Annotated in this window: 13 protein-coding genes; 7 read left to right on the top strand and 6 right to left on the bottom strand. The window is 58.4% G+C overall.

Annotated elements, in window-relative coordinates:
• Positions 1-59 precede the first annotated feature (59 nt).
• Complete coding sequence (locus SHM7688_RS09915; protein ID WP_058239785.1) at positions 60-824, bottom strand: substrate-binding periplasmic protein; 765 nt, start codon at positions 822-824, stop codon at positions 60-62.
• A gap of 329 nt (positions 825-1,153) precedes the next feature.
• Here SHM7688_RS09915 and SHM7688_RS09910 point away from each other — a divergent pair, with 329 nt between their 5' ends.
• On the top strand, positions 1,154-1,609 hold the full coding sequence (locus tag SHM7688_RS09910; RefSeq protein ID WP_058239784.1) for a YHS domain-containing (seleno)protein: 456 nt from the start codon (positions 1,154-1,156) through the stop codon (positions 1,607-1,609).
• A gap of 82 nt (positions 1,610-1,691) precedes the next feature.
• Here the strand turns inward: SHM7688_RS09910 and SHM7688_RS09905 are convergent, their stop codons facing one another.
• From SHM7688_RS09905 to SHM7688_RS09895, 3 genes are read right to left on the bottom strand one after another with little or no spacing between them, the layout of a single operon-like run.
• Entirely contained in the window at positions 1,692-2,762 is a 1,071-nt protein-coding gene (locus SHM7688_RS09905; RefSeq protein WP_058239783.1) for an acyl-CoA dehydrogenase family protein, read from the bottom strand.
• Positions 2,763-2,765: 3 nt separating this feature from the next.
• On the bottom strand, positions 2,766-3,953 hold the full coding sequence (locus SHM7688_RS09900; RefSeq protein WP_058239782.1) for an acyl-CoA dehydrogenase family protein: 1,188 nt from the start codon (positions 3,951-3,953) through the stop codon (positions 2,766-2,768).
• Positions 3,954-3,957: 4 nt separating this feature from the next.
• Positions 3,958-6,042: a 3-hydroxyacyl-CoA dehydrogenase NAD-binding domain-containing protein gene (locus SHM7688_RS09895; protein WP_058239781.1), complete on the bottom strand. Its 2,085-nt coding sequence runs from the start codon at positions 6,040-6,042 to the stop codon at positions 3,958-3,960.
• A gap of 281 nt (positions 6,043-6,323) precedes the next feature.
• Here SHM7688_RS09895 and SHM7688_RS09890 point away from each other — a divergent pair, with 281 nt between their 5' ends.
• The 4 genes from SHM7688_RS09890 to SHM7688_RS09875 all read left to right on the top strand — a co-directional run bounded on the left by SHM7688_RS09890 (position 6,324) and on the right by SHM7688_RS09875 (position 9,237).
• Positions 6,324-7,148, top strand: a complete 825-nt coding sequence (locus SHM7688_RS09890; RefSeq protein ID WP_058239780.1) for an IclR family transcriptional regulator — start codon at positions 6,324-6,326, stop codon at positions 7,146-7,148.
• A gap of 65 nt (positions 7,149-7,213) precedes the next feature.
• Positions 7,214-8,014 (top strand): phytanoyl-CoA dioxygenase family protein, encoded by an 801-nt coding sequence (locus SHM7688_RS09885; RefSeq protein ID WP_058239779.1) that lies wholly within the window; start codon positions 7,214-7,216, stop codon positions 8,012-8,014.
• Between the two features lie 84 nt (positions 8,015-8,098).
• Complete coding sequence (locus SHM7688_RS09880; RefSeq protein ID WP_058239778.1) at positions 8,099-8,653, top strand: hypothetical protein; 555 nt, start codon at positions 8,099-8,101, stop codon at positions 8,651-8,653.
• A gap of 44 nt (positions 8,654-8,697) precedes the next feature.
• Positions 8,698-9,237 carry an invasion associated locus B family protein gene (locus tag SHM7688_RS09875; RefSeq protein WP_058239777.1) on the top strand — a complete coding sequence of 180 codons (540 nt, stop codon included), beginning with the start codon at positions 8,698-8,700 and terminating at the stop codon, positions 9,235-9,237.
• A gap of 41 nt (positions 9,238-9,278) precedes the next feature.
• Here the strand turns inward: SHM7688_RS09875 and SHM7688_RS09870 are convergent, their stop codons facing one another.
• Together SHM7688_RS09870 and SHM7688_RS09865 are read right to left on the bottom strand one after the other, a co-directional pair.
• On the bottom strand, positions 9,279-10,181 hold the full coding sequence (locus tag SHM7688_RS09870; protein WP_058239776.1) for a heparin lyase I family protein: 903 nt from the start codon (positions 10,179-10,181) through the stop codon (positions 9,279-9,281).
• Between the two features lie 119 nt (positions 10,182-10,300).
• Positions 10,301-10,768: a GatB/YqeY domain-containing protein gene (locus SHM7688_RS09865; protein WP_058239775.1), complete on the bottom strand. Its 468-nt coding sequence runs from the start codon at positions 10,766-10,768 to the stop codon at positions 10,301-10,303.
• Positions 10,769-10,950: 182 nt separating this feature from the next.
• Between SHM7688_RS09865 and carA the strand changes: the two genes are divergently transcribed.
• Together carA and SHM7688_RS09855 are read left to right on the top strand one after the other, a co-directional pair.
• Entirely contained in the window at positions 10,951-12,105 is a 1,155-nt protein-coding gene (gene carA / locus SHM7688_RS09860; protein WP_058239774.1) for a glutamine-hydrolyzing carbamoyl-phosphate synthase small subunit, read from the top strand.
• Positions 12,106-12,245: 140 nt separating this feature from the next.
• Positions 12,246-14,067: glycosyltransferase (locus SHM7688_RS09855; RefSeq protein ID WP_058239773.1), on the top strand; the 1,822-nt coding region annotated here is incomplete at its 3' end.

The following is a 14,067-nucleotide window of genomic DNA, read 5'->3' as shown; positions in this document are numbered from 1 at the left end:
GTAATTAGAACCACAGCGCCCATCAAAGCGCTGTGGTCTTTTTCATAGTTTTCTGAACGTCAGCCGCCGATGGTGCGCGCTACGATTTTCGCCACGGTGCCGTCATCCATCATGGATTGCAGCGCAGCGTTGAAAGCTTCAATGAACTTCTGAGACTCGTCATCCTGCCAATCTGCACGGAAACCAATATGCGCGGTCTCCGCAGAGGCATCCAGCACGCGTACAACATTGGAGAAGTTGTTTTCGTTGATCACAATCTCCGCTGCCAGTTGCTCCTGAACGTAGCAGTCGATACGCCCTTTCTCGAGCTTCATCAGGTTCTGCTTAGTGGTCTGCGCCTCCTGCAGGGTCACCAAACCACCTGCCACCATGTCAAAGAAGGCTTTGCCCGGCGTCCCAAAACCCGCGTTATTGCCAAAAATCAGCCCTTTGAAATCCTCTGGATAGGACCAGTCCGACTGCGCCACACCGTCACGGCAATAGACGGACACTTTTTCCGTCACCGGAGAGGTTGAATAGGTCCCGATCCAGGGGCGTGCATCTGGACGATAATAGGTGCCAATCAACCCATGCGCCTGTCCGCTTTCCACAAGGTTGACCGCGCGCGACCATGGCACCGCCTCCACAACCACCTCAAAATCACCTTCAATGCGGGTCATGGCTTCGGCGATAAAATCTGCCCAGATTCCGGTGGCTGTGCCGTTTTCGAGCCCCATGTAAGGCGCATAGGCTTCATCCTGAACCAATTTGATAGGCGCAGCCGACAAAGTAGTGGCCGCTGTGGCACAGGCCAGAGCTGCTGCGCTGAAAAGACGAGTGAACATTGCAAGTTTCCCCATGAATTTGCGTGATTGACGAACTCGCTGAAACGTTCGGTCACACAGCTTAATTTTGTGTAACCGGGCGCATCGGACAAAAAGGGGAGTTTCGGAAAATTATCCACACCCACCCTAACACACTGATAACGCAGTCAATAAGCCTCGATCCGCAGAAAGCCCTCCCACCGACCAAGCACACTCCTTGCGAGCATCTCGCAAAACTCAAACACCTCTGGATTTCACCCCCTGATTCACGCCTGTTCACAGCACGGTGACCCCACCTGCCCAGACCGCGCCCCGCGTTTATGTTTGTCCCAACCAAAAGGAGAAACGACATGCTGACTCGCCGCGCCGCTCTTGGCCTCTTTGCTGCAACCCCGCTGGCTCTTGCTCTGGCACCCAAAGCCGCTCTGGCCGCAGAGCCACAGGTGTTCCAGAACCCGACCGCCATCAACGCAATCGATCCGGTGGCCTATTTCACCAAGAAAAAACCCGTCAAAGGCAAAGAAAAACACCGCGTGGATTGGAACGGCGCGACATGGCATTTCTCTTCCGCCAAGAATGCTTCGAAATTTGAAGCCAATCCAGAGGCCTACGCTCCGGTCTTTGGCGGCTACTGCGCCTTCGCTGCCTCCAAAGGCTATCTCGCCCCAACCGTGCCCGAAGCCTGGACCATCCATGAGGGCAAACTTTACCTGAACGCCAATCTACGCGCGATGGAGCTCTGGCGGCAGGACATCCCCGGCAACATCAAAGCTGGGCTGGCAAACTGGCCAGGCATTCTGGGATAAACCCGACCCAAACAAGACAGACAGGCGCATCCGTATATGGGAGGCGCCTGTCTGGCGTTCTGAGCTATCGCATCACTTTATGTCAGGCGACATAGGTCTTCATCACCTGCGAAAGATGATAATCCGTGTCCCCCAGCTGCGCGTCCAGCATAATCAGCCGCTTGGCATAGTGGCTCACCGCATATTCCCATGTCATGGCGATGCCGCCATGCATCTGAATGCTCTCTTCCCCGATCAGTCGTGCCGCACGACCTATCATGTTCTTGGCCATTGAGGCATATTTGCTGGCCTCCACGCCGCCAAGTTCTGCAGCCGCCTTGATGGTGATCGACCGCGCCTGCTCTATCTCGGTCAGCATATCCACCGCCCGATGCTGCAGCACCTGAAACTTGCCAATCGGAATGCCAAACTGCTTGCGCTGTTTAAGGTAATCTACGGTCATCGTATGGGTGACATCCATCACTCCAACCGCTTCGGCACAAAGCGCCAGAATACCCGCGTTGATGGCGTCCTGCAGGGCCTCTTGCGCATCCGCAATCAGCAAGCTCGCCGGCGTGTTATCCAGCAACACCTCCGCCGCGCCGCCACCATCCATCATACCATAGCCCGTGATATTGGCCTGCGCCGCCTGCACCGCGTAAACACCAAGCCTGTCGTCCTGTTTGGCGGCCACAAGGATCACATCCGCAACCTGCCCGCCATAGACCGTCGACTTGCGCCCAGACAGCGTGATCGCATCCCCTGCCCCGGTGGCAACCGTGGCAACCTGATCAAGCTCATAAGCCGCATCAATCTCGCTGATACCCACGGCGTATTTACAGGCCCCGGTCAGAAGCGGCTCCTGATCTGCCCCCGCCGCCGCGAGCAACCGTGACGCCATCAGCGCTCCCAAAACAGGCTCCGGACAGAGCCTGCGTCCCAGCGCTTCAAACACAACCGCAATATCAAATCCGCTGCCGCCCATGCCGCCTGCCTGCTCCGGTGCCAGAGCATAAAGCGCGCCAAGTTCAACCATCTGATCCCACAAGGCCGCGTCATGAAACGGCGCCTCGTAGGCCACATTGACCCGATACTCGACCGGATATTGCTCTGTCAAAAACCGGTTTAGCGTATCCGCCAGCATCTGGCGATCGTCCGTCAGATTAAAATCCATCTCTCAGAGCTCCAGCATGGTTTTGGTGACAATATTGCGCTGAATCTCATTGGACCCGCCAAAGATCGAAGTCTTGCGATTGTTGAAATAACGCGCGGCGTTGTGTGCCGTATCTTCTGGGCCAAACATCAGATTGCCTTCGCTCACATGTCCGGGGAACGGCGCAGCCACCGGGCCCAGCGCGCGGCGCGCCAGATCTTTGAGCTCTTGATGGATCACCGTGCCTTTGATCTTGAGCAACGAGGTTTCTGGCCCCGGTGCGCCCTGCTCCTGCGCCTTAAACAACATCCGCAGGTTGGTGATTTTCATGGCTTCCAGATCAATTTCCGCCTGTGCAATCCGCGCTGCAAAAAGCGGATCCTCAATCAACGGCCTGCCACCGCGCCGTGTTTTGCGCGCAAGTGCTTTCACCTCCTCCAGCGCCTGAATGGAGAACCCCACCCCCGCGATCCCGGTGCGCTCATGGGTCAGCAGATATTTGGCGATGGTCCAGCCCTTGTTCTCTTCGCCAACCAGATTGCCAATCGGCACCCGCACATCGGTAAAGAAGACCTCATTAACCTCATGACCGCCCTCAATCAGCCGGATCGGACGCACCTCCACGCCCGGCGTCGCCATATCCACCAGAATGAAACTGATGCCCTCCTGTTTCTTGGCATCAGGATCTGTCCGGCACAGGCAAAAGATCCAATCCGCATGCTGCCCCAGCGTGGTCCATGTCTTCTGCCCATTGATCACCCAATGGTCGCCATCACGGTCCGCTCGGGTTTTCAGCGAGGCCAGATCAGACCCGGCCCCCGGTTCCGAATAGCCTTGGCACCACCAGTCGGTGCCATCCAGAATACGCGGCAGATAGTGATCCTGCTGCGCTTTGGAGCCAAACTTCTGCAACACAGGCCCCAGCATATTCAGACCAAAGGGCACGATGCGCGGCGCATAGGCCCGACAACATTCTTCCTCAAAAATGTGCTTTTGCACCGGGCTCCACCCCGGTCCGCCAAACTCTTTGGGCCAGATCGTCGCCAACCAGCCGCGTGCGTTCAAAATGGCGTGCCACTCTTCCGTCATCGCCTTGGTCAGCTCGGCCCCCGACCGCACCGCGTTAGAAATTTCTTTCGGGAGCTTCTCGGAAAGAAAGGCACGCACCTCGTCCCGAAAGGCCAGATCGTCCTTGGAATAACTCAGGTCCATGGGCTCATTTCCCCTTGTTCAAATCTGCAAATGTGGTGCCGTCCGCGGCCATTTTGCGCAACAGATCCGGCACCTGCCAGTAATGCGCATCCTCTTCTGCATAGGCCTCAATCCGCCGCACCAGCTCCGCTGCGCCAATGGTATCGGCGTAATGCAGTGGCCCGCCCCGGAACCGTGGAAAGCCGTAGCCCATCAAAAAGACCACATCGACATCCACAGGCCGCAGCGCAATGCCATCCTCAACCACCCGCGCAGCCTCAGAGATCATCGCGGTCATATAGCGCTCCACAATTTCCGCCACGCTGAAGTCTCGCGGTGTGATCCCCGCCTTGGCGCGCGCCTCTGCGATGATTGCGTTCAGATCCGGGTTCTCCAGCGTCTCGCGCCCGTCATAGACAAAATAGCCCTTGCCACTCTTGCGCCCGTTCCAGCCATTTTCGCTGAGCTGGTCGGCAATCGCACCGCTATATCGTTCTTCTGGCGGCCGGGTCGCCGCCAGCCGCTTGCGCGTCATATAGCCAATATCAAGTCCGGCCAGATCCCCCACCCGGTGCGGCCCCATGGCAAAGCCAAAACCTTCCAACGCCCGGTCAACCTGATCCGGATGCGCCCCATCCAGCACCAGATAACTCGCCGCTTTCAGATAATACCCCAGTATGCGGTTGCCGATGAACCCGTCACAAACGCCGGCCCGCACGGCAACCTTGCGCAGTTTCTTGGCCAGCGCAAAACCCGTTGCCACGACCTGAGGCGCGGTGTTCTCGCCCGCCACCACCTCAAGCAACTTCATGATATGCGCCGGCGAGAAGAAGTGCAGGCCCAACACATCCTGAGGCCGTCCTGTCATCGCCGCAATCTCATTGATGTCCAGATAAGAGGTATTGGAGGCCAGCACCGCACCCTCTTTGCAGATGCCATCAAGCTTTCCGAAGATCTCCTTCTTGATCTCCATGTTTTCAAACACAGCCTCGACCACCAGATCCACCTCAGACAGGCTCTGCATCTCGGTAGACGCTGTCAGCCTCGCAAGCGCCGCGTCGCGCGCCGCTGCTCCCATCTTGCCACGTTTGACAGCCCCCTCCAGATTGGATGTGATTGTCGCCACCCCGCGCGCCAAGGCCTCCTGTGTCACCTCAATCAGCGTCACAGGCAGCCCGGCCATCAGCGCTGCTGTTGAAATGCCTGACCCCATGGTGCCACCGCCAATCACACCAAGGCTGCCAATGTCGCGGGCCTGCGCCGTTTTTTCCGGGATATTGGCCACCGCACGCTCCCCAAAAAACGCATAGATCAGCGCTTTGGACTGGGGTGAAGCCAGACACTCCATAAAAGCTGCGCGCTCAAAGGCCAGCCCTTCTTGCAAATCCCCGGTTGAGGCCGCCACACACTCCACGCATTTCTGCGGTGAGATCAACTGCGGGTGTTTTTGCTGCACATGGGCCAGGGTCGTCGCAATCGCCGCATCATCGGGGGCCGTTTGCAATGTCCCGGTGCGCCGGGTCGCAAGTGTTCCAGCCACAACCTCCCGTGCGGCTGCCAGTGCGACGTCACGCGGCGTGCCCTCCATGATGCGGTCAATCACCCCCATCTCAAGCGCCTCTTGCGCCGCCACATGCCGCCCGGACAGGATCAAGTCCAGAGCATTGGGAATGCCAGCCAGACGCGGCGCACGCTGCGTGCCCCCGGCCCCCGGCAGAATGCCAAGCAGCACTTCGGGCAGACCCACTTTCGCCGAGGGCAACGCCACCCGCGCATGACAGCCCATCGCGGTTTCCAGCCCACCGCCCAGCGCAGTGCCATGGATCACTGCCACGATCGGCGTGTCAAAATTCTCCAGCGTATCGCAAACCCCAGGCAAACCCGGCTCCTGCAAAGGCTTGCCAAATTCCGTGATATCCGCCCCTGCGATGAAGGTCCGACCTGCGCAATAAAGCCCAACGGCACCTATAGATCCGGCTGCCGAGATCTCTTCCAGCGCCGCAACAATGCCCTGCCGCACAGCCAGACCACTGGCGTTGACCGGTGGATTGTCGATGCAGATCAACGCTACTTCTTCGACAATTTCCACACGCACTTTCTTGTCGCTCATCCTGACCTCCCTCGCAACATCCTCACCAATGACCCTAGGAGGCAAAGCGCTTTGCAAAAAACTGTTTCACAAGGATCCGCAGAAAAGCGACGCTACGACACTTTTGGCAAATTTCGCATGACGAAACAAAGGCGGCGGTTACGCTGTCCTACGCGCTGCCAACCCATCCGCCGCCCTGCGCAGGGTCTGGATCGGGCCAGGCTCTGGCGCGGGGAAACTCTTGTGGAAAACGCGCATATGGCGCATAGAAATTCCACCATGCGGAAATAGGCACCAACCCAATGAGAAAACGCGCGCCCCAGTCTGGCGAAACACCCGCCCCTGAAACCGATCGGCAATTTGTCACCGCTCTGTCACGCGGGCTGGATGTCTTGCGCTGCTTCCGGCCACGCGACCGTGCAGGCCTCTCCAATCGCGACATCGCCGCGCGCACAGGCCTGCCCAACTCCACCATTTCACGCCTGACCTACACGCTGCTGCAAACCGGCTATCTGCTCTATGATGATCAGACCGGCCGCTACCGCATCGGCGTGCCCGCCCTCAGTCTTGGTTTTGCCTGCCTCGGCAGTATGCCAATCCGCGATGCCGCCAAAGAACATATGCAACGACTGGCCGACTATGCAGGTGATGGTGTTCAAGTGGCTCTGGGCGCGCGCGACGATCACACCGTGACCTATCTCGCCTGCGCCCGTGCCGAAACCGGCATGATGTCTTTGCAACTCGGCGTGGGCTCGCGGATTTCTCTGGCCCGCTCCGCCATGGGCCGCGCCTATATCGCGGGCTGCAAAGCTGAGGAGCGCGCCGAAATACTGGAGGCGCTGGCGCTGCATCACGGGCCAGAACGCTGGCCTGCCATTCTTGAGGGCATCAATGCCGCCGCGGAGGACATCGCGCAAAAAGGCTTCTATGTGAACTACGGCCACTGGCATCCCGGCGTGCACTCCGTCGCCGTGCCGTTTCCCACATCCAGCGATGCCAATCCAGATATGGCGCTCAACCTCGGTGGCCCCGCCCATTCTCTGACCAGAGAGCGGATGGAAAACGATCTTGGCCCGCGCCTGCTGGAGATGGCCAATGCCCTGCGGTTGCACACAACCCAAATCTAAAACCGCTTGACGTTACTGTCCGCGCAGATCACCTTCGCCGCCGCACTACTTTGGGGAAAGACATTATGGTCACCATCACATCTGAAGACGTCAAAACCTATCAGGAAGACGGCGTTGTTCTGATCCGCGGCCTATTCGCAGATCACGTCGAAAAACTGCGCGCCGGAGTGGCCCGCAATATGGAAGCGCCCGGCCCTTTTGCCTCCAACAACGAAAAATCTGGCGAAACCGGTCGCTTTTTTGATGACTATTGCAATTGGCAACGCATCCCCGAATTTCAGGAAGTGATCGAAACCTCTGACGCCGCTGAAGTGGCTGCCGCGCTGATGAAATCTGATACCGTGCAGATGTTCCACGATCATGTGCTTGTCAAAGAGCCCGGCACCTCGATGGCCACGCCGTGGCACACGGATGGCCCCTACTATTTTGTCGAAGGTCAGCAAACCATCAGCTTCTGGTCACCGCTCGATCCCGTCAAAGACGCCACATTGCGCATGGTGGCAGGCAGCCACAAATGGGAAAAGCCCGTATTGCCAACCCGTTGGGTATCTGAAGAAAGCTTCTTCCCCAATGAGGAGGACTACATGCCAATCCCGGATCCGGATGCCGAAGGCATGCGCGTTCTGGAATGGGAAATGGAACCGGGGGACGCCGTGGCGTTCAACTACAACATCCTGCATGGCGCACGCGGCAATACAGCCACCTCGCGCCGCCGCGCCTTTTCCCTGCGGCTGCTGGGCGATGACGCCCGCTATGTGGAGCGCCCCGGCCGCACCTCGCCGCCCTTCCCCGGTCATGACATGACCGCCGGTCAGAAGCTGCGTGAGGACTGGTTCCCGATGCTCTGGCCCCATCCTGCCGCCTGATCCCAACAATTGTTGCGGCTTTCGCAATAGAATATCAGCACGTCTCTGCAACCTTGGCGGAAATTTCGATCAGGAGACAGAGACGTGCTATTTTCCGCACTGGGCCTTGTGGCCTTCACAGCCAATGCCGGCCCATCCACGCCCCAACCCCAGACCGATTTCTGGGAATACGGATCTTGGCGCGTTGTGGCTGAAACCATTGATACCGGCGAAGACCTGCGCCGCACCTGTACCGCCCTGACCGGCGGCGATGGCACCCCCACACTGAGCGTTGAAATTTCCAACGGCGACGGCGGCCCGCCCCACACCTTCCCCAGTGTTGAAGTCAGAGAAAGCGCCATCCGGGGGTATCCAACCCGCATGCAGGACGGCCAGCCGCTCTACATCCGTTTTGATGACGAAGACAGCATGGACGCCACTGTGCACGGGTATCTGGACGAAGACGGCTTTGCGCAGGCCTATTTTCGCTTTGATCACCCAGACAGCCAATGGGTGTTGCTGGCCATGCGCAGAAACCACCAGCTCGATGCCGTGGTCGCCCATCAGCCCTATGCCACTTTCTTTTTGGATGGGTTCACCGCCGCCTATGTCAAAGCGATGGAGCAATGCGGTTTCTCAGGCGCAGGCGTGGTGGACTGACACAAGGGCCCGCATTTTTTCGTAGCCAGACAGGATATTTTAACATGAGATTTTCAACTGCGGCCGCTCTGGCCCTGATCGCAGCACCGGCCTATGCCAATGGCCATTGGACTTTCGGTGCTTGGCAAGTCTACACCGAAACCGTCAGCGCCGGAAATTACCTGCATCTCAGCTGCACCGCTTACTCCGGCGGCAATGGAGATCCCCTGGTGCGGATTTCCATCACCAGCTCAGAGGTGGGCCCGCCCGCCAATTACCCAACGGTCTATGTGCAGGAAAGCGCTCCGCGCGGCTATGCCACCAATATGCAACAGGGCCACACCGTCGCTTTGGTGATTGATGACCGTCGCGATTTTTATGCCCATGCTTACAACTACTACGACAATGACGGCATTCTGCAGGCCTACGCCGGTATCAGCGACCCCGACAGCCTCGCCACGATGCGTGCCATGCGCACCGGACAGATGATGTCCGTCTATCTTGATGGCGTGCCCTACACCCATGTCAATCTCAGCGGCTTCACCGCCGCCTATGTGAAAGCCATGGATGCCTGTGGGCATTCAGGAAGTGGCGTTGTGAACTAGAATACATCGTCACCGGCTGCCGCCACCTGACGCTGCGCACTTCAATCCACCGGCGGCACACCGCGTTTCTCCAACAGCCGCACGTCAACATCTTCTCGGCGGCTGCCAAACCGCATCTCATCGTAATAAACCACATGGGTTGGCAGCCGAACGCCCCAATCATACTCAAATGGCGTCGGAGAGGGGCTGCGCGACTTCCCTCCCTCATGCGTTTGCGCATAGGCTGTCACCTCTGGCGGGATGCGTCCCTTCTGGGCGAGATACCGGCTGACAAAACTGTTATAGATGCCGTATTTCAACCCAAGCTTCGGCGTCTTGCGCGCAAACTCCGCCGGCATGAAGGGCGACTTCAACTGACACAGCAGCTTGTCGTCCTTAAAAAGCTGAAAATAGACCGGCTGCCCACTGTGCCCGTAGTGGGCAAAAACGACCAGATCATTCCAACGCCCTTTCCACGATCCCAATGCACCAAGAGAGCATGTACGCCCATCCGCAAATTTGATGTAGGGGCGATCGTTGAAGGTCAACCACCACATGGGAGTCGACCAACCCTCCGCTTTGACCTGCCCCAATGTGGTATTGGCTTTCCCAAGACTGACAAAATCTGAGGGGATAAATACTGAATATCCATACCAAACCCCTTTCCCGGGCTTGGACATGCTGTTTTTCGGCCGCTCTTTCATCTCAACACGCTGGCGGTCGGTGGTGCAGTCATTCCAGCCACTTGTTTTGCCGCAATCCCCGTGCCGGATTTCAAATCTCTGGGCCTTAGCACCTCGACGCGTAGGTTGGGCCACATGCCCAAAGCGATATTTGCCCCGAAAGGACAAATCTTCGAGCTTCACTTTCTTCTCAATGGAATTGCGCAAAGGCTTTTCTTTGGCAGAAACACCGCCTGCCAAAATCAGTACGCCGCAAAGCACAGCAGAAAAAATGCGTCTCATAAAATCACCTCTGTCTAATCCGACACAGGCTAGCTTGGTATGTTTCAAAAACAAGACACTCAAACACAAAACGGCCCCGCCAAATCTGGCGAGGCCGTTTCCCATCTCACATAGGCGGCTTAGCCGTTCGCCAGCTGGTCTTTCACCATCGGGCCAACTTTGCCAAAATCCATCTGGCCGGTGTATTTGGCTTTTAACGCGCCCATCACCTTGCCCATGTCACGGATGGAATCAGCGCCCACTTCCGTCACAGCCGCTTTCACGGCTTCGACAATTTCATCGTCGCTCAACTGCTTGGGCAGGAACTCTTCGATGACGGTGATCTCGCTCAATTCGCGCTCCGCCAGGTCCAGCCGCCCCCCCTCTTCATAGGTGCGCGCGCTTTCCTGTCGCTGTTTTACCATCTTGGCCAAAATGGCAAGGATGTCATCGTCCTCTACACCGCTTGTTTCTTCCCCCGCGCCGCGCGCCGCAATGTCACGATCTTTGATCGCTGCCATAATCAGACGCAAAGTCGAGAGCCGATCAGCGGCCCGGTCACGCATTGCTTGTTTCAATGCGCTGTTGATGTCTTCTCTAAGTGCCATTCACTTCGCCAATTGCTGTCAAACACAAGCACCGGACAATATATAATCCAACCGCGACTCGCAACAGCGACGTTTTTTGAACTGGGCCTTTAAAACAAGGGTCCACCCAAGGTGCAGAACCGCTTGACGCCCGCTCTGTGCCGACATATGCATCGGCCAATTTGCCAGCCGGAGACTCGCCCATGACCGCATCGACCCCCGATCACCCGACCGCCTGCCTCGCCCTTGCCGACGGCACCCTGTTCTATGGACGTGGCTTTGGTGCCACCGGCGAGACCGTCGCGGAGCTCTGTTTCAACACCGCCATGACCGGCTATCAGGAAATCATGACGGATCCCTCTTATGCCGGTCAGGTTGTCACCTTCACCTTCCCCCACATCGGCAACACCGGCGTGACGCCGGAAGATGACGAAACTGCTGATCCGGTGGCAGAAGGCATGGTGGTGAAATGGGATCCAACCACCCCATCCAACTGGCGCTCTGTGAACACCCTGTCAGACTGGCTCGCCTCGCGCGGTCGTATCGCCATTGGCGGCATCGACACGCGTCGCCTCACCCGCGCCATCCGTCAGCAGGGCGCGCCGCATGTGGCGCTGGCCCATAACCCCGATGGCGTGTTTGACACCGAAGCACTGGTGGCCAAGGCACGAGCTTTCTCTGGCCTCGAAGGTCTGGATCTGGCCAAAGAAGTGACCTGCGCGCAAAGCTACCGCTGGGATGAGATGCGCTGGGCATGGCCTGATGGCTACCCGACTCAGACGGCCCCCAAGCACAAAGTGGTTGCCGTGGATTTTGGCGCAAAACGCAACATCCTGCGCTGCCTCGCCTCTGTCGGCTGCGACGTCACCGTGCTGCCTGCCACCGCAACCGCCGAAGAGGTATTGGCACACAATCCGGATGGCGTTTTCCTCTCCAACGGTCCCGGCGATCCCGCCGCAACCGGGGAATATGCTGTGCCAATGATCAAGGACGTGCTCAAAGCAGACCTGCCCGTCTTTGGCATCTGCCTTGGTCACCAGATGCTGGCCTTGGCTCTGGGCGCAAAAACCGTGAAAATGAACCACGGCCACCATGGTGCCAACCACCCGGTCAAAGATCATGACACCGGCAAGGTGGAAATCACCTCCATGAACCACGGCTTTGCCGTCGACGCACAGACGCTGCCAGAGGGTGTGGTGGAAAGCCATGTGTCACTCTTTGACGGGTCCAACTGCGGCATCCGTCTGGCCGACAAGCCGGTCTTTTCGGTACAACACCACCCAGAAGCCTCCCCCGGCCCACAAGACAGCTTCTATCTCTTTGAGAATTTTGCCGCCGCAATGGCCGCCCGCGCCTAATAAAAACGCGTTATCTTCCCGACTTCACACCGGTGAGGTCGGGAAACCCTGAGGGTTAGCGCCACCTGAATTCATGGTTAACAATCCGTTAACCACTCGCTCACAGCTTTGACCTCAGAGTCATTAGGCAGGTGAGCTCCATGCGTAAAACGCAGCCCCAACGAGAAGCACTTCCAAGACTGCCCCCCGCCCGTGGCCACCTGCCGCTGGCGCGTATTTTGATTGAGCAGGATCTTCTGGCACCTTGGCAACTCTTCTACGCAATGCATTGCCAATCCCTTTGGGACAGCTCGCTACCGGAAATCCTGATCGCACAGCGCTGGATCCGACCGGAAACCCTGCGCGCCGTGCTGGCCCACCGCTACGGCTTGCGTCAGATTGATCTGTCACGCACCCCCCCGGCCCCCGCCGTCGCCAATCTCTTGCCGCCAAAGTTCTGCCTCCAGCACAACATCCTCCCTTGGGCGAAGCTTGGGACAACGCCAATCCTCGCCACCGGACGCCCCCACACGACCGAAAGGCTGCAACAGCACTTGCCTCCCTTTCTGAAGAACGCGCTCTTTGCCTCCGCCGCGCCTCAGGACATCGAAACCCACATTCTCCTGCATCAACGGCGCAGATTAACCCATGAAGCAGAAACCTCGGTGGCCGATGAGCAAAGCTGCCGTGGCTTTGCCCCAGAGAGCAGACATCGGACACCCTCCCTCTTGCTGGCACTGTTCTTCATATTGGGCTTATGTCTGGTGTTGCCCAAACTCTTGCTGATCAGCCTCACAATTTTGGGGCTGCTGACCTTGGGCGGCGCCATCTCACTGCGTGTGATGGCGCTTGCACATTTCCTGCGCCCCCTCTCTGCGGGGCCACCGATCTTGCCAGCTTTCCCTCCCAGGCCAGACGACACAATGCCAACGCCGCCCATCCTGTCAGGCGCAGAGCGTGGCAGCGTGGAAAAGCTCCCTAAAATTTCGGTCTTGGTGCCCCTTTTTCACGAAACAGAAATCGCAACGGCGCTCATAAGGCGCCTGACGCAGCTCACCTATCCGCGCGCGCTTCTGGATGTGATCTTGGTGCTTGAGGAAAAAGACAGGCTGACCCGCGCCACCATTGCCCGCACGCGCCTGCCCAGCTGGATGCGCGTTGTCCAAGTTCCAGCTGGATCAGGCATCACCACCAAACCCCGGGCACTCAACTATGCGCTGCCATTTTGCAAGGGGCGCATCATCGGCATCTGGGATGCCGAAGACGCCCCTGCCCCCGATCAACTGGAACAGGTCGCCGCCGCCTTTGCCCATGCCCCGCCAGAGGTCGCCTGTGTGCAGGGCGTGCTGGACTTTTACAATCCCTACACCAATTGGATGTCCCGCTGTTTCACGCTGGAATATGCCGCGTGGTTTCGCCTCATTCTGCCTGCGCTTTGCAAGATGGGCTTTGCCATTCCTCTGGGCGGCACCACAGTGTTCTTGCGACGCGACGTGCTGGAAGCTGTTGGCGGCTGGGACAGCCACAATGTCACCGAAGATGCGGACCTGGGCATACGGCTGGCGCGCCACGGCTATCGCGCCATCATGCTCGCCTCCACCACCCATGAAGAAGCCAATTGCCGCCCGATCGCATGGATCCGGCAACGCTCACGCTGGCTCAAGGGCTACATGGCCACCTACCTCGTCCACATGCGGGCGCCCCACAAGCTGCTCGCTGAACTGGGCCTGCGCCAATTTCTGGGATTTCAGATTCTCTTTCTCTGCACCATCAGCCAATTTCTGATCGCGCCGCTGTTCTGGAGTTTCTGGCTGGCCCTCTTTGGCGCGCCCCATCTTCTGGCAGAAACCTTACCCGCCAGCGCGCTCAGCGGCATCGCCGCCCTGCTGCTCTTGGCCGGACTGATCAATGGATTGGTCTGGATCTGCGCCGCAAATCGCTGCCAAAGGCCCCGCCTGTGGGTCTGGAGCCTGACCATGGCCC

The sequence above is a fragment of the Shimia marina genome, from assembly GCF_001458175.1.
GTDB classification, from domain to species: Bacteria; Pseudomonadota; Alphaproteobacteria; order Rhodobacterales; family Rhodobacteraceae; genus Shimia; species Shimia marina.
This window is presented reverse-complemented; position numbering and strand designations above follow the sequence as displayed.